Origin of the sequence: Micromonospora sp. NBC_00330, from assembly GCF_036136635.1 — a bacterium.
GTDB lineage: Bacteria > Actinomycetota > Actinomycetes > Mycobacteriales > Micromonosporaceae > Micromonospora > Micromonospora salmantinae.
The window spans coordinates 1,146,215-1,162,630 of the sequence record NZ_CP108012.1; the positions used below are offsets into that span (position 1 = coordinate 1,146,215).

10 protein-coding genes are annotated in these 16,416 nt (G+C 70.3%); 5 read left to right on the forward strand and 5 right to left on the reverse strand.

From position 1 onward, the window contains the following. Positions 1–216 precede the first annotated feature (216 nt). From OG598_RS05125 to OG598_RS05135, 3 genes are all read left to right on the forward strand, one after another. Positions 217–4,431, forward strand: coding sequence for a HEAT repeat domain-containing protein (locus tag OG598_RS05125; protein WP_328653265.1), 4,215 nt, complete (start codon positions 217–219; stop codon positions 4,429–4,431). Positions 4,432–4,507: 76 nt separating this feature from the next. Next, on the forward strand, positions 4,508–6,307 hold the full coding sequence (locus tag OG598_RS05130; RefSeq protein WP_328653266.1) for a RyR domain-containing protein: 1,800 nt from the start codon (positions 4,508–4,510) through the stop codon (positions 6,305–6,307). Continuing rightward, the gene (locus OG598_RS05135) at positions 6,297–6,809 is read left to right on the forward strand and encodes a hypothetical protein (RefSeq protein WP_328653267.1); all 513 of its coding nucleotides are present in this window, start codon (positions 6,297–6,299) and stop codon (positions 6,807–6,809) included. The genes OG598_RS05130 and OG598_RS05135 overlap by 11 nt, the downstream gene beginning before the upstream one ends. Positions 6,810–7,045: 236 nt before the next feature. Here the strand turns inward: OG598_RS05135 and OG598_RS05140 are convergent, their stop codons facing one another. Next, a complete protein-coding gene (locus OG598_RS05140) occupies positions 7,046–7,936 on the reverse strand; it encodes an alpha/beta fold hydrolase (RefSeq protein ID WP_328653268.1) in 891 nt (296 codons plus the stop codon). Positions 7,937–8,025: 89 nt separating this feature from the next. Here OG598_RS05140 and OG598_RS05145 point away from each other — a divergent pair, with 89 nt between their 5' ends. After that, the gene (locus OG598_RS05145; protein WP_328653269.1) at positions 8,026–8,676 is read left to right on the forward strand and encodes a TetR/AcrR family transcriptional regulator; all 651 of its coding nucleotides are present in this window, start codon (positions 8,026–8,028) and stop codon (positions 8,674–8,676) included. 226 nt (positions 8,677–8,902) lie between these two features. Here OG598_RS05145 and OG598_RS05150 read toward each other — a convergent pair whose 3' ends face one another. From OG598_RS05150 to OG598_RS05165, 4 genes are all read right to left on the reverse strand, one after another. Next, positions 8,903–9,784, reverse strand: a complete 882-nt coding sequence (locus OG598_RS05150) for a hypothetical protein (protein WP_328653270.1) — start codon at positions 9,782–9,784, stop codon at positions 8,903–8,905. A gap of 387 nt (positions 9,785–10,171) precedes the next feature. Further along, the gene (locus tag OG598_RS05155) at positions 10,172–10,891 is read right to left on the reverse strand and encodes a VOC family protein (protein ID WP_328653271.1); all 720 of its coding nucleotides are present in this window, start codon (positions 10,889–10,891) and stop codon (positions 10,172–10,174) included. A 105-nt stretch (positions 10,892–10,996) separates the two neighbouring features. Further along, positions 10,997–14,095: a hypothetical protein gene (locus tag OG598_RS05160; RefSeq protein ID WP_328653272.1), complete on the reverse strand. Its 3,099-nt coding sequence runs from the start codon at positions 14,093–14,095 to the stop codon at positions 10,997–10,999. Positions 14,096–14,251: 156 nt separating this feature from the next. Next, positions 14,252–14,845 carry a DUF4240 domain-containing protein gene (locus OG598_RS05165; protein ID WP_328653273.1) on the reverse strand — a complete coding sequence of 198 codons (594 nt, stop codon included), beginning with the start codon at positions 14,843–14,845 and terminating at the stop codon, positions 14,252–14,254. A 204-nt stretch (positions 14,846–15,049) separates the two neighbouring features. Between OG598_RS05165 and OG598_RS05170 the strand changes: the two genes are divergently transcribed. Continuing rightward, a complete protein-coding gene (locus OG598_RS05170) occupies positions 15,050–16,282 on the forward strand; it encodes a trypsin-like serine peptidase (RefSeq protein WP_328653274.1) in 1,233 nt (410 codons plus the stop codon). The last annotated feature ends 134 nt before the right edge of the window (positions 16,283–16,416 follow it).

Sequence of the window (16,416 nt, forward strand, 5' to 3'; positions counted from 1 at the left end):
CCGGCACTGACACGGATCCGCGTCGGACAACCGAAACTCCACGTGTACGAGATTCGACCGCCCGGATCCGTATCTGTTGATGGCCATCATAGGCCCGGGGTGGGCGGGAATCCCATGTACGGCGGGCGTTCGGAGTGTTCGCGGGTCGGACGGACGTGACAACGGCTGATATTTTCAATGGTGCGGTCGCCAGCCACCCCCTGGAGTTTGCCGTTCATGAAGGTCTACATTTCGGCCACACAAAAGGACCTGCTGGAATACCGCGCTGCCGTGCACGCCGTGGCTCGCCGTCTCGAGATCGACGACGTGGCCATGGAGGCGTACGGCGCCGACATCCGGCCGCCGCTGGAACGCTGCCTCGCCGACGTGCGCCGGTGCGACCTCTACGTGGGGCTGTTCGCCTGGCGGTACGGGTTCCGGCCGCCCGGCCAGGAGTCCTCCATCACCGAGTTGGAATACCGGGAAGCGCTCGCGGCGGGAAAGCCCTGCCTGGTCTTCCTGCTCGCGGAGGACACGCCCTGGCCGGTCGACATGATCGACCGGGATGCCGACTGGCAGCAGATCGTCGCGTTGCGCCGTGAGCTCAAGGAGCGCCACCTCTGCGCCTTCTTCTCCGGCGTGGACGACCTCACCGCCAAGGTGACCGCCGCACTGGCCGACGTCCGCAGTGGCAGGTCCCCGGCGCGTGAGCCCGCCGACCCGGACACCCACCTGCCGACGGCCGTCCGCAACCAGTACTACAAGCAGTTGTCGCTGAGATACCAGGCCGTCTCGGTGGACGCGGTCTCACCGCGTCCCACCATCGGCTACCTCACCGTCGGGCTGCCCAAGGTGTTCGTGGAGCCCCGCGTGCACGAGGACGCGCGACCGGAGATGCCGCTGGCGTGGTGGCGTTGGGCCGGGTCCACGCCGGGCGACGACGTCGGCGGGCTGCCCGGGGTGGTCAACCCGGAGGAGGTGGAGCGGCTCTGGGAGGAGTACGCGGCCAAGGACGAACTGTCGTTGTTCGACGTGGTGTCCGACCCGGGCCGGCGTACGATCGTGTTGCTCGGCGACCCCGGCTCCGGCAAGTCCGCGGCCGCGCGGTACCTGGCGCTGACGCTGGCCGAGATCTGCGTCGAGCCTCGACTGAGTGCGCTGGACCGGTACCTACCCGTCCTGATCGAGCTGCGCTCCTACGCCACCCATCACGGGGACGGCCGGTGCGACGGCTTGCTCGACTACGTCGGCCACCGCCACCAGCAGGGGCTGGCCGGTATCGACCAGAACGTGCTGGAGGCGTACCTGCGCCAGGGCGGCCAGGCGTTGTTCCTGTTCGACGGCTTGGACGAGGTGTTCGACCCGGCGCAGCGGGAAGAGGTGGCCGCGCAGATCGCCACGTTCGCCAACGAGTACCCGGGGGTGCTGACCGTGGTCACCTCGCGGGCGGCCGGCTACCAGCGGCACACCTTTGCCAACGCAGGCTTCGACCACTTCACACTGGAGGATCTCGACGACGAGCAGATCGCGAGGTTCCTCGGCAACTGGTACCGCTACGTGATGCCCACGCCGGCTGCGGAGGCGGAGCGGCAGCGGCGGCAGATCCTCGACGTGGTGGGCAGTTCTCGAGCGATGCGCGAGATCGCCGGCAACCCCCTGCTGCTGATGCTCATGGCGATCGTCGGCCGGGGTCACCCGCTGCCCCGCAACCGACGCCGGCTCTACGCGCACGTGACCGACGTGCTGATCTCCGAGTGGGATGTGACCAAGCAACTGCGCGAGAGCCACGGCGACGTGCCGTCGCTGGACCTGCAGGCGAAGCGTCGACTGCTGCGTCACCTGGCGTATTGGATGCAGTTCCGCGAGTCCGGCCCCGCCGGAAACTACATTGAGTCCGACGAACTCGCGCGCATCTTCCGGGACCACCTCGTCGCGTTCTACGGTTTTGAGAATGAGCGGGCACTCGCCATGGCCTACTCGATGATCGATAAATTGCGGCAGCGGAGCTTCATCCTGGAACGGTACGGACTGCGACTGTTCGGGTTCGTGCACCGCGCGTTCCTGGAGTTCTTCTGTGCCGAGGAAATCGTGGACAGATGCGAGCACGATCCGACCACCTGGGGCCTCGATCGTCTGCGTTCGCTGTTTCGCGAGCACTGGGCCGATCCGTCGTGGCGGGAGGTGCTTCGACTGGTCGCCAGCGCCCTGCCCGCCCAGACCGTCGACGAGCTGGTCACCCTGCTCGCCACCGAGGCCACTCAACCGTGGCCGCCGCTGAACCTGACCGGGCCGCCGTGGAACCTGGTGCTGGCGGCGCAGTGTGTGGCCGAGGCGCCGCAGCCCGCCGAGCTGGCCGGCGCGGGCGACGCCGTGCTGCGCCAGGTCGTGCGGCTCATCGAGCATGGCATCTCCGCCGACGACCCGAACCTGGTGGATCTCACCGAGCAGGAGTTGCTGTCCTCGATCCGGGCGCTCGGCCCGAGTTGGCCCGGCCGGGAGGTTTTCCTGCACTGGTACCGCCGCCGTGGGGTCCGGACCAGTTGGCGATCCGGCTCTCCCTTCGCCACCCGGATCGCGGCGGTGCTGTCCACCGCCGAGGAGCAGATGGAGGACCTGCTCGTCCGGGAGCTGGGGCAGGGCCGCGAGCGGCAGGCCCACCTCACCCTGGTCGCCGGGCTGGCCGAGGCTGCCGGCCGCCTCCAGGCCACCGGCGGCAGCAGTCGCCGATGCCGGGACATCCTGCTCGCCCAGGCGCAGGCCGAGGTCTCCACCGCGGTGCGGCAGGCCGCCGTACGCGCACTGGTCGCCCACTTCGGCGCCGACCTCGACCTCGTGGACGTGCTGCGCGACCTCGCCAACTCCCCGGATCTCGCGGTGCGGGCGCTGGCCGTGCAGTCCCTCGGCACCCGGTCCGAACTCTCCGACGACGTCCGTCAGGTGTTGGCCAGGGCAACCGGGGACACCGCCGTCGCGGTGCGGCGGGCCGCCGCCGGAGTGCTCACCGCGCGTTGCGCCGACCTGCCGGACGCACCCGAGACGATGCAGCGACTGCTGGCCACCGACACCGACCCCGGTGTGGTGCAGTGCGTGCTGAAGGGTCTGCTGGTTCTGCCGGAGTACGCCGAGACCGCCCGAACGACGGCGTTGCAGCGGGTCACCGGCGACTCCCCGGACGAGGTCCGACGCTGCATTCTGATCGAGCTGCTGCCCGAACGATCCAGCCCGGAGAGCACCGAGCTGTTGCTGAAGCTGGCCTGCTCGGACACGTCCGCACGGGTCCGCGCGGTCGCCGTGCAGCGGTTGGCGCTCGTACCCGACCCGGAAGGGCGCTGCCGGGCCCGGCTGATCGATCAGATCGAGCAGGACGAGGAGTCCTCCGTACGGGCCGCCGCGGTCACCGCTCTGATCGACCGGGACCGCGCCGACGACACCGGGTGGACAGTGGTGGCCCGCGCGGCTCACGTCGACGAGGACGCGACGGTACGCCTCGCCGCAGTGCGCGCGCTGGCCGAGGCCTACCCCGACCATCGCACCGGGGAACTGCTGCTGGAGAGCGCTCGACGCGATCCGACCGCGAGCGTCCGGCTCGCCGCTGTCGACCTGCTCACCGGGCGACCGCTGTTCGGCCACGCGACCCGAGATCTGCTCATCAGCCGCGCCTCCCAGGAACGGGACCCGATCGTCCGGCTGCGGGTCACCCGTAGCCTGGCCCGTCTCGCCGACCCACCGGACCAAGAGGTGCGGGAGTGCCTTGCCGAGCAGGTCAGTCGGGACCCCGACCCGAACGTGCTGTGCGCCGCCGCCCAGGCGCTCGCCCGCCACGGCGAGGCCCCCGGCCTGATGGAGACACTGTGTCGGCGGGCCCGCCGAGACAGCTACGTCGGCATCCGGTTGGCCGCCGTACAGACCCTCTGCGCCTACGGGAGCCCGGAACTGGTGACCGACGTGCTGCTGGAATGCGTCGAGTCCGACACCGACCCGACAGTGTTCGATGCGGCCGTGCGCTGTCTCACCGAGCAGGGCGCGGCGTCCATGGCGGTGACGCTGCGGCTCATGCGCCGCCTGTCGGACCAGGACCCGGCGATCCGCGCCCGCATCGCCGCCGCGCTCGGCGAGCACTTCGGCGCCGACCCGGAGGTTCAGGTGCTGCTGGTCGGGCTGGTCCGCGACGATCCGGCCCTGGAGGTTCGCCGCCGGGCCGTGGAGCAGCTCGGCGCCAGCCTGGCCGGACGAACGGGGGTACGGGACCTGCTGCTACGGCTGGCTGACGACGATGACTGGGAGATCCGCCGGACCGCGCTGCTCGCGTTGACCCGTCACTACGACAGGGACACCTGGACCCGGGGGGTGCTCGTGCGGCTCGCGCATCAGGAGGATGACGGCGCGGTGCGGCGACTGGCCGGGCAACTGCTGGCCACGCTGCCCGACACCCGACCCGACGACTTTCCGTGATCGATCGGGAGCCGTAGGTGCATGCGCGTGCGCGTCGAGCGACGATCCGATCGACCTCGTCAAATACCATGAGCTCATGACGGATCCGGTCGCCGGCTCGTCCCGCCCGGCCGGCTGGAGTCTGCGAGTCCTCTTCGGAGTGATCGGGCTGACCGCTCTCGTCCTCGGCTATGTCGGCTTCGACCGCCTGCTCCAGTCCCGGCCGGACGTCGCCCACGATCCGTACGACGTGCTCTACTACGACCTGCAACTCTTCGTCTTCGGCGCCGAACCCTTCCAGGACGCCGGCCCCTACCCGTGGCAGTTGCAGGTCGCCCGGTTCGCCGCCCCGCTGTTCACGCTCCTCGCCGTGGCCGAGGCCAGCCGGCTGCTGCTGGCCGCCGAGACTCGTCGCCTGCGCGCCCGGCGGGCACGTGGTCACGTCCTGGTCTGCGGCGACTCCCAGTTCGCCCACATGCTCGCCGACCGGCTCTTCGCCGACGGTGAACGTGTGGTGGTGGTGCGCTCCGAACCGTTCGGGCCGCTGGAGTACCGGTGGCGCCGGTACCTCGGTGTGGTCGGCGACCCGACCAGCCCCGAGGTGTTGCGCGGCGCCGGCCTGCCCAGAGCCCACACCATCTACGCGTGCAGCGAGGACGACGACCGCAACCACGCGATCGCCAACACCGCCAACCGGCTCATCCAGGACCGACGGCAACCACCGCGGGTCTACATCCTGGTTCACGACTCGGAGATGTGTCTGTCCCTGCAGGCCCGACGACTCGGTGCCGCCGGGTCCAGCCGGCTGCGGCTGGACTACTTCCACGTCGACGACGTCGCCGCGCGTGCACTGCACCGGCACCACCCGCTGCCCAGCGGGGGAGACCGACCAACCAGGATCCTCATCGCGGGCACCGGCACCTTCCGCCGGGCTCTCCTGGTGGAGACCGCCCGGCACTGGCGCGCATCGCGAGCCGACACCCCCGGGGGCAACGCCGTGCCACCCCTGCGGGTGGACGTCGTGGCACCGGATGCCGGCACCGAGATCGCTCTGGCGTCGTCGCGTTACCCGTTCCTGGCCACCGTCTGCCAGTTGACCGCGTACGACCTGGATCTCGACGGTGTCGTCGGTCTCGGCCGCTACCGTTACGACCGCATCTACGTCTGCGCACCGGACGAGATCAGCGGCCTGCAGTTCGTGCTGGACACGCCCGCCCTGTGGCAGGGCGCCGAGAGTGCCGTGTTCGTGCCGGTCTACCGGCAGGCGGCGCTCGCTGCGGCCTTCCACGGCGACTCCCGTCACGACCTGCTCGACGAGGTGCACGGCAAGCTCCGTCTCTATCCGGTGCTCACCCACGCCTGCGACGCCGGGCTGATCGCCGAGGACCTCACCGAGCGGCTGGCGCGGTTGATCCACGAGCGGTACGTCCAGGCCCAGCAGCGCGCCGGGGTGCGACTCGGCGATGCCCCGGCGATGGTGGACTGGTCACGACTACCCGAGTCGTTGCGGCGGGCCAACCGGGCCCACGTGCAGGACATCGCTGCCAAGCTGTTGGATCTCGGTTGCGTCGTGGCGCCCCGCCACGGTGGCACCGGTGACGCCTCGGCGGCCGGGCAGGCCATCGACGACCGGATCGAGGAACTCGCCCACCTGGAGCACGACCGGTGGTGCCGGGAACGGCGCGGGGACGGCTGGACGTACGGCGACCCACGTGATGACGTCCAGCGGCGGCACCCCGCCCTGCGGCCGTGGGAGGAGCTGCCGTCCGACGTGCAGGAGCAGAATCGCGAGGGGATCCGGGCACTGCCCGACGTGCTGTCCGACAGCGGGTTCGAGTTGATCCGGCTGGCACCCCCGGTGCCCGCGCAGCGGAGAGGCCCGAGGGATGCCGCCTGACCTCGGCCCGGTCCGCGTCGGCGTGACCGGGCACATCAACCTGACCCGCGACACCGAGCTGCTCGTCGCCGACGCTCTCCGCGTCGAGTTGGGCCGGATCAGCGACCGACCCGTGCACGGCGTGACCTGTCTGGCGGCCGGCGCGGATCAGGTCTTCGCGCGCACGATCCTCGATCTGGGCGGCACCTACGAGGTGATCCTGCCGGCCCGCGACTACCGGGTCGCGGTGATCAGCCCGGAGAATCGTCCGGCCTTCGACGAGCTGCTCGACCGGGCGGCAGCTGTCGTCCACACCGGCTACGACCGCTCGGACACCGCCGCCTACGTGGCTGCCAACCGGGAGCTGGTCCGACGGGTGCAGCGACTCGTGGCGGTGTGGGACGGCAAACCTGGCCGTCACTCCGCGTCGACGGACCAGACCATCGACTGGGCACGGCACCACGGCGTCCCGACCACGATCCTCTGGCCCGTCGGTGCCCGCCGAACGCCCACCGAGGGCTGACGGGCCGGTCCTGCTGTTGGCGGCGAAGCACCGGCCAAGGCGCCTGATGGCGTCGTCGGTCGGCTGATTCCCTCGTTCGGCGGGAGCAGTCCGGCCAGGTCAACCGCGCATCGTCAGCGCGAGGTCAGTCGCGCACGACCACAGTTCACGACATGTTGATCAACTGGGCCGAGGCTGGCCGCACGAACCGACCCGTACCAGCCTCGGGAGCCCGACACATGCGCTGACGGTGCGCCTCAGGTGACCCGGGTGCGGATCTCGTGGACCACGGTGGGCCAGATTTCCTGGGGCAGGTCGTGACCGGTGCCGCGCAGTTCGACGTAGCGGGCATCTGGCACCGACGCGGCAATGCGGCGGCCGGCGGCGGGGCGGATCAGTGGGTCCTGCTCGCCGTGTAACACCAGGGTGGGCACGCGGAGCTCGCGCAGGCGCGGGCCGTGCCAGGTGGCGCTGGTCTGCCGGGCCTGGGCACCGCTGTCCCGGACACTGCTGGGCAGCCCGGCGTCGAGTTCGCGCTCCACGCGGAGGCGAGCGTCATGCTCGTCGAACGGGTAGCCGGGAGAGGCGACCGCCCGCAACAGGGCCAGGCCTGCCGCCACGTCGCCGTCGCGGCCGACGGGCTGGCGCATGCGCGCCAGGCGCGCCAGGAACGGCAGGCGCACATAGCGCAGGACGGCGGCACCACGAATGTCGCTGGGTACGGCGGCGAAGGAGGTCACGGTGCGCACCCGCTCCGGGTGGCGTAGCGCAGTGCGCTGAGCGACCAGGCCGCCCTGGGAGATGCCGAAGAAGTGGGCGTGCCGCCATCCGAGCGCGTCGAGCACGGCGACGGCGTCGTCGGCCATGTCCTCGGCGGTGTAGGCGGGCGGCCGCCGGCGGAACAACGCGGTCAGCGGGTTACCAAACGGTGTGTCGTCGAAGTGGGTGGAGCCGCCGGAGTCGCGGCCGTCGAACGAGGCCACGTGGAAGCCGGCGTCGATCAGCGCGGCGACCAGCCCGTCGGGCCAGTAGAAACGGGACACGCCGAGTCCCATGAGCAGCAGCAGCGGCTCGCCGCCAGCGCCGCCGAGGTCGTCGGCCGCGAGGCGCACGTCGCCATTGCGCGCGATGTACGGGGTCGTGGTCATCTCTGCCTCACTTATTCGGGAACGGCGTTCGCGAACATCGTACGCCAATAGGTAGGATGGACGCAATCGAGAGGGGTGGCATGGAGGCGATGCCGATATGGCTTCGGGAACGGCGCGCGGGAGTGGGCCGGCCCGCCGAGCGGTCCCGGACGGAGGTGACCGCTGCGGCGATCGCGCTGGCCGACCGACAAGGGCTGGCCGCGGTCTCGATGCGCCGCATCGCCGCCGAGTTGGGCACCGGGGCGGCGTCGCTCTACCGCTATGTCGACAGCCGGGACGACCTGCTCGACCTGATGACCGACGAGGTGGCGGCCGCGTATCAGCTGCCGGCGCCGGGTGGTCCCTGGCTGCCGGGCCTGCTGGAGGTGTGCCGGCAGGGACGCGAGCTGATGCGGCGGCACGGCTGGCTACCGGAACTGTTGCTCACGCGTTCGGCGCTCGGCCCGCACGGTGCCGATCTGCTGGAGCACGTGCTGGCGGTCCTCGCCGGGCACCCGGCGGATGTCGGCCGCAAGCTGGAGGCGTTCGCCGTGATGAACACTCTCACCGCTGCGTTCGTCCTCAACGAACTCAACGGGAGCTCTAGCGCTCGGCAGAGGCAGGGTGCGTACCTGGCCCACGTGATCGCGGCGGGCCGGCACGCCCACCTGACGGCGGCGCTGACCGATGGTCCGCTGGTGCCCGCGCCACGTTTCGACGACATGATGTCGCGGGTTCTCGTCGGCTTGCTGACGGAGTGATCAGCCGGAGGCACGCAGGATGCCCGTCGTACCACCATGCGCTACGACCGAGCCCGCAAGAATTTCGACCGGCACCCCCATACATCCTCGCCGCCTTCATGGCGTCCGGAAGATGGCCGCTGGATGCTCTGTGCCGAATTCAGGTCTTCGGTCATGATCAGTCGGCGGCGCTTTCGACGTTCTGGTCGCGCTGCCGCTGCTACCTGTGCAGAGCATCGCTGACCAATCAGATGCGGAAGACGTAGCAGTCACGGAGGATGCTGACGTCGTCGTCTGACTCGGGCCAGGCGACCAGCGGCTGACCGTGAATGTGGAGGTCATCGGGCCAGCCGGTGGATACCGGGTCGATGCTCATATTGGCCGCGACCTGCGGCGCCCCGCATTCGCCGACAAAGTCCCACAGCTCGCCGCCGTCAAGCCATTCCGGCGGACTGGTGAGACCGAGACGCGCCAAGGTGCGCTGCTCGATTGGCAGTGGCTCACCCGCCGACGTTTCCGGCTTCTCACTGCTGAAGCGGCGGACGATCTGCCCGCGCGAGCCGACCAGCCACGCGTCGCCGTCGCCCTGGCTGCCGTAGAAGTAGGCCTGCGCGTCGCCGTACCGGGAACTCAGCTCTCGGACCCACTCTTCGACTCGGGGCTCGTCGTTGGGATCGCAACTCGGGCCGGAAACCACGGTCCACCCGTTGAGCCACGGTGAGATGAATACGTGCCGCCACGTACGCGAACCATCGGGCCCGCCGTGGCCGAGGTGAGCGACGAGCGCCTCGCCGAGGCCGTATGTGGCGGGCGCGGACCTGGTCAACCCAAGCACCTGCATGATCTCCCGCTGATCACCGCCACGCACAGTTAGCCACGCGTTGAAGCAGCCATCAATCGTGTGGGGCCGGTCGTAGGGAAGCCTCATCTCGATGAGCCGCCGCAGCACGGCCAGGTCAGCGGGGTCGAGCGCCCTTTCGCCGCCGAGGTGCAGCAAAGCGAGCAGCGCGGGCCGCCGGGCCCGCGCGGGACCCTCGCGGCGGATCGCGCGTAACTCCGGCAGCAGAGATGCGTCCAAGCCACTGAAGCCCTTGTTGGCCGCGTCGGTCACCAGGTCCGCGAGGTTCACGTCGGACACGATAACCCCGGGCGATTTACCTCGGGATTGGTTGACGGGCGACCTCGGCCATGGGACGCGGTCGCCAGCCGCGCAGCAAGGAGGATCTGTACCTGGTGCTGCCTGTGGCCCATCAACGGCCGGTGCCGAGGGCCAGACCGGGGGAGCAGATTGGGAGCAGCAGGACGTCCTGAACGGCCTTGAACTGTGTCCACGGCGTCGAACGGTCCTCAACTGCACCCGCCCCTGTCTGCGGCTCCCACCTTGCCGCAGGTCAGAGTCGGTGGAGCGTCCTGTTTCGCCGCGGAGTGGTCTGCGGTTCCACCCGCTGGCTCGACGCCCTCCTGCCGGCGAGTGTGGGCGAATCTGCCGAGATGAGGGAGGCGCTCGTATGGTGAGTCACCGCAGTGCCGCGGTGAGTTCGGCGGCGTTGTCGAACGCGGGTGCCGCCCTAACGGATTCGTCTTCCGCCAGCGTGACGGACCGGGCGCGGGCCAGCATCTCGGCCGCAGTCTGTGGATCGTGCAGCACCAGCGCGAGTTCGGCGCGGTAGACCAGGACCTCTACCTGCTCGACAGGGTCGTCGTCGGCTTGCGGGCGGGCCAACGCGCTGTCGAGGATCCGAACGGCCTGCCCGACGCTTCCCCTGGAGTCGGCCTGCACGACAGCATTCGCCAGGGCCTTGGCCAGCCGCCCGGCGGGCGTGGCGGCCGGCATGGGCGCGGTGGCGGCGTCCCGGAAGATGCGGATCCAGTTGCCGCCCGGGTCGATGACGCTGAATCCGCCCAGCCCGTCGGCGTTCTTCCGCGCCCTGGGTCGGGTCATCCGTGGCGTTCCGGACACCAGTACCTTGCCGTACGCGGCGCGCATGCCGGCCGCGAATGCCCGATGCAGTCCCTCGATGTCCTCGGTGATGACGAGACAGGAGCCGTAGGACTGCTCCGGGTCGAATCCGGCGATCTCGAAGAACTGCAGATGCAGGTCCTCCCGCTGCACCCCCACACATGCGTTCGGCTTGCGTTGCTTGTACGTGGTGCGAAAACCGAGAACCCAGTAGAAGGTTTCGATGTCGTCGATGGATGCGCACGGCAGCAGGGGAACGGTCCGCTCGTTGGTCATGCCTCCTTCCTAGGCGTCGCAGGGTGCCCGTCGCACATGGAAATAGCCGATCATCGCCGTTGGTCATCCGTTCGGCTGATGACCCAAAGCGTCGGGGTTGGGCGGTCAGGCGGATTGCCGGTGGCGACCGAGCGACAGGAGCAGGCCGGCGGCGGCCACGGCGATTCCAGCGGCGGCGGTGTATGCGGGGAGTTCGGCGGGGACGCCGAGGTGGACGGTGATGCCGAGGATGCGGGACAGGCCCCAGGGCAGCAGCGCGAGCTGGTCGTTCCACACCGTCAGCGCACGTTCCAGGCCCACTGCCGAGACCAGGGCGGACAGCACGCCGAGGGGCACACCTGCGGCGGTGAGGGTCAGCCCAACGGCGCTTCGGCGGCGCAGGCCGTACCGGTCCCGCAGGACCACGGCGACGACCACGAACGGCCAGCAGAACGCCGCGAACGCGACGGTGACGTACGCCGCGCGCAGAGTCGGCGCGGTCCAGAAGGCGAACCAGTAACCGCCCGGTCCGCGCACGGCGAGCGCCGCCAGCAGCAGCACGCTGCGCAGCAGCGCGACGCCGCCGACCACGGCCCACAGGTGGAACGGGTCCCGGCGACCGACGACGAGGCGTACGACGAGGGCGAACAGCGCCCACCCACCGAGGGTGACCAGCAGGTGCGCCGGCGCGGCGAACCAGGTCATCACGAGCCGGCTCGCCACCAGCACCACGGCCGGGACCAGCCACACCAACACCCGGTCCGCCCGCGTCACGGGCGTCGGCAGCGCGGCGACCCGCCACGGGCGGAGCGCGCCGAGCAGCAACCCGCGCGCGGCGGCTGCGCCGAACCCGCGCCCGTACCGGCCGAGCAGCACCACCAGCAGGATCGACCCGAGCATCGTCCGGGCCGCCCAGGCCATCGCCGGGTCCCGGTCGGCGCGCCGCGCCCCGAGGTCGGCGGCGGTGAAGTTGTACGCGGGCAGGTCCAGGTCGGCGCCGTAGCGCTGCCGGTGCGCGTCGCGCGCCTCCTGGTACGCCGCCGCGGCCAGCCGCCAGTCATGGCGGGCGGCTGGGGCACCCGTGTCCAGCCACTGCGCGTGCCGCAGCACCATCGTCCGGTACGCGCTCAGCGTCTCGAACAGGTCGACCTGATAGTCGAGAGTCGCTGTGAAGCGCCCGCGCAGTTCGGCGTCCCGCCAGGTCGCCGGTTCGGTCGCAGCGATCAGGTCGCGCATGCGCCGGGCCAGTACGACGGCCTGCGTGCCCTCTTCGATCGCCTCGTCGACGCGGCCGCCGGTCACCGCGTAGATGCTGTCCAGGGCGGCGGAGTCGCCGGTCGGGATGTCCCACTCGAAGATCCACATCATGGGCGGCGGTTCCAGCCCGAGCGCCCGCACCGACCGGTCGGCGTACGGACCGATGTAGAGGCCTTTGGTGACCGCCTGCCGGGACAGCGCCATGGCCCGCCCGATCGCGGCGACGGTGCCCGGGTCACCGGAGAACGTGCGGTACGCCCAGTCCGCTGTGACCTGCGCCGGGTCGGTGTGCGGATCCCAGGCCAGGCGGCCGACGGCGTACGTGTTGAGGTCGTAGAGCTGCCAGAACCCGGCGCGCAGGTACAGCGACATGGGCCCGGCGCGCAACGGACCGCCGTCCTGGGTCCAGTTCCAGACACCCTCGACGTTCGGGTTGGCGGCAAGGAATGCGCGCAGCGCCTGGCGGTGCAGCGGGCCGAGGTCGTTGGGCAGCGAGCCGAACGCCTCGAACTCGCGCCGGGCCTGGAACTCCACGATGCGGCGGTGCCCGCCGCCCAGCACCGTGGTGTTCAGCGGTAGGTGGCTGTAGAAATCGCCAAGGGTGTACTTGGTGGACACGATCAGATGCGGATCGTCGAGCCCTCCGAGGACCTGCGCGTACGACGCCGGGTTGGTGTGCAGGTCGCCGACGGCGCCGACGCCCACGGTCCACGTGCGGAAGATGATCTCCTTCCCGGCCGGGCCTGCGGTGTCCAGCAGCGCCCGCAGCATCGCGCGCACCGACGTTCCCGTGGTGACCGCGAGCCGTGACGAGTAGTCCCAGCCGGTTCCGGCGTACACCTCGCCGCCCTCGCCGACGCGGACCATCAGGCCGTCGACGAACGGCATGCTCTCGAACAGCTCGGCCAGACCGGCCTGGTAAACCGCCCACAGCCGAGGGTCGGCCACGTCGAGGCCGCCGACGGTCCGCGTCAGGTATGCCTCCAGCGGGGGCGACACCGCGAGCATGTCGGTCAGCAGGAAGACCCGCACGCCCATGTCCTCGGCGTACCGGAAGACGGGGCCGAACGCCGCGACCATCGCCCGCGCGCGGTCGACGTGCGGGTCGCCGGGCGGGTAGACCGCGCGCCCGTCGCCGACCTTCGCGAACGTGACGTACTCGAGGAAGCCGGGCACGACGACTCCGTTGAATCCCTGTGCCACCGAATGGTCGACGAACTGCCGGAACTGTGCGTCGATGCGGGCCACCGCGCCAGCGTCCACCCACGGCGCGCGAGGTAGCACCGCCGACCCGACCACGTCGGTGTTCAGGCCATAGTCGTCGCCGGCGGCGAAGGCGGCCGGGTCGGGCTCGCGCCCCACCGAGCCCGCGTCGGTCAGCCGCAGGCCGAGCCGGGGGAGGACCACCCGACCCGCGTCTGCGGTGGGGAGCGCCTCGGCGCCGGAGCGGATCCGGTCGGCCAGCCGGTACATCCCGGCTGCCACGCCCGCGACGTCGCCGCCCTCGACGGCCAGCTCGGTGCCGCGCACGTCGAGCCGGTACGACTCGGGCGTCCCACTGAGGGTGGTCAGCACGCCCGCCCGTAACGTGCTCACCGCCGACAGGTCCGGAGCCGAGGGGCGCGCCGTGCCGGTGCCCGGTGCGGCCGTCGCGGACCTGGCCGGGCTCGACGCGCCCGGGACGAGCACCGGCCGGGGCAGGCCGCGGAAGACGACCGCGTCGGCGACGGCGGCTGCCGCCTTCCTGACGCGCGGCTGGTCGGGCACGACGAGGGATGTCAACGGCGGGACCGGTGCGGGCGTCCGCGCCGGCGCGGCGACAGCGTCCTCGCGCGGCACGGCGGCGGGGGAGTGGCTCAGCCCCAGCGTGTCGCCGACTCCCCAGGCCGTGGCCGCGCCGAGCGCCAACAGCACCGCCGCGGCGACGAGCAGCGGGTACGGCCTGCGGACCTGGGCAACGTGAGCCACGCTCGCATGGTAATGGGCGCACCGGCCCCCGTCCTCGACGTGCGGAAGCAGGCAGCGAGCGCCATCGGCTACCGGGAACTCCGACGGCTGCTCACGAAGGATCGTGTCCTGGCTCGGCCGCGCCGTCGCCAAGCGTCAGGGCCCCAGTCGCCGAGATCAAGCCTCGCCGGGATCGAGGAACAGCTCGGCCAGCCGGGGCAGGCGACGCCGCATCTCGTCATCGTCGTCGAAGTCGAAGTCCTCACCCATGTCGGGCTCGCGGGCCCCGTCGACGCCGACCGCAACGTGCTGGCGGGCCTTCATCGCCTCGTAGAAGGCATCGTCGTCACCACCCGTGACCTGCTCGTAGGCCTCGCCGGCCACGTAGTTCACCGACTCGGCGAACAGCGTGCCGTCGTCTGCCTCGGTCGCCGCCTGTCGTACCACGGGATGGTCGGCCAGTCCGTCGGGCGAGGCCAGGACACGTTCGTACCACTCGCGTCCGAGCGCGATGACCCCCGCCCGGAAATCGATGAAGCTGTCGTCCGAGCATCCCCCGCCGATCAGGTACGCAGCCGCCCACACGTCCCAGCGATAGAGGGCGACATGGAGCTGATCGAACAACTCCTGGAACTCGAGGATGCCCTGCGGTGATGTTGCGGCCAGACGCGTCACCAGCGCCGCGGCAACTGCCTCACCGTCGTCGCCGGTCCGCCCGTCGAGACTCGCCCCGGCCGACTCCACTACCGCCCAAAACTCGTCAACGTCCACGGCGCGAGAGTCTCCCACGGCCCACCGACACCACTCATGCCTGTCGACCCAAACACCAGCCGCTCAAAGGTTTCCGGCGCGGCGAGGGGCAGTGAGGTGAGGCGGCAGGCAGTTATGACATAGATGGGATTACATGTCTAGCGTGAACTCAGGTATGAAGGCCGAAGGCACGTCTCGGTGCTGATTCCTGAGAAGGAGCGACAGATGAAACAAGCCCTGCGCCGCCTACGAACGGGGGCGGTCGCGCTCGCTGCCTGCTCACTTGGGCTGAGCCTACTGTCGGTACCCGCCGCCGAGGCGTACTCGGTTGCCCCTCTCGCGCCGCAATCCGAGCGGGCACCGGAATCGAACCAGTTCTCGGCAGAGGGTGTGACCACGATCGGCGAACTCCGCACCGTCGACAGTTCTGTGTCCCATGCCCCCAACGGCGGGACACAGATCATTCAGCACCCCGGTGCCACCTACGTCAAGGTGCACTTCAGCTCGCTGCGACTGGCCCAAGGCGACTACGTCACAGTGGCGAACCGCGACGGCAAGGAGAGCTACCGGTACGACCGCCACCTGAACCGGGCGACCGGTTCGGACTACACCACCGACGGACAGCCGGGTTTCTGGGCGATGTCGGTGGAGGGCGACACCGCAGTGGTGACACTGCACCGCAGCCGCCCGTCACGTGGCAGCACCGCAACCATTGACCGGTTCTGGCGCGGATACGACCGCACGGAAATCGCCGCGCACAACTTCTCCACCCAGTCCGTGTGCAGCACCGACGCCCGCCGGGACGTGGTCTGCTACCAGAACAGCCACCCCACCGAGTACGCCCGCGGCAGGGCGGTGGCGCGGCTGCTGATCAGCGGCGGTGGACTGTGCACCACCTGGCGGGTCGGCAACACCAACCGGATGTTGACGAACAAGCACTGCTTCTCGACGCAGTCCGCCGTGAGCGGCAGCGAGATGCAGTTCAACTACCAGTGCGCGACCTGCGGCGGCGCGAATCCCGGCGCCGGCACCAAGGTCAGCGGTGCCACCCTCTACCGGGTGAGCAGCGGCGGCTCCAACCAGCTGGACTACACACTGTTCTCGGTCAACAACTTCGCCGCCATCCAGGGATTCGGCACGCTGTACCTGGCAACTACCGCCACCAGCAACGGCACCCGGATCTATGTCCCCGGGCACGGCGACGGCACCGCGAAGCGGCTGTCGATCTACGAGGACACCCAGAACGGCGCGACCTGCGCCGTCCGGAACGCGAACTACAACACCTGGAACATCAGTTACAGCTGTGACACCTCCGGCGGCAACTCGGGTTCACCAGTGCTGAACGCCAGCCACCGTGTGATCGCCCTGCACCACCTCGGCGGTTGTCCGTCGAACCAGGGCGCGAAGGCGCACCTGATCTACAACGAGATCGCCAGCCTGATCGACAACAACGGCTGAGAGGGTGGGCCGCCGATGCGCGCTCTGCGCCTCGGCGGCCCATCGGCATCCTCGCCGCTCGACCTCGGCGACGGCGACGGCGTCGCCGGACGAGCCGCGCGGATCACCGTGGGCCACCGGTCGCTCCGGCCCGG

Coding starts and splice junctions, on each gene's coding strand:
- OG598_RS05145 (WP_328653269.1), top strand. CDS start 8,026: ATGCCGATATGGCTTCGGGAACGGCGCGCGGGAGTGGGCCGGCCCGCC.
- OG598_RS05140 (WP_328653268.1), bottom strand. CDS start 7,936: ATGACCACGACCCCGTACATCGCGCGCAATGGCGACGTGCGCCTCGCG.
- OG598_RS05155 (WP_328653271.1), bottom strand. CDS start 10,891: ATGACCAACGAGCGGACCGTTCCCCTGCTGCCGTGCGCATCCATCGAC.
- OG598_RS05125 (WP_328653265.1), top strand. CDS start 217: ATGAAGGTCTACATTTCGGCCACACAAAAGGACCTGCTGGAATACCGC.
- OG598_RS05170 (WP_328653274.1), top strand. CDS start 15,050: ATGAAACAAGCCCTGCGCCGCCTACGAACGGGGGCGGTCGCGCTCGCT.
- OG598_RS05135 (WP_328653267.1), top strand. CDS start 6,297: ATGCCGCCTGACCTCGGCCCGGTCCGCGTCGGCGTGACCGGGCACATC.
- OG598_RS05130 (WP_328653266.1), top strand. CDS start 4,508: ATGACGGATCCGGTCGCCGGCTCGTCCCGCCCGGCCGGCTGGAGTCTG.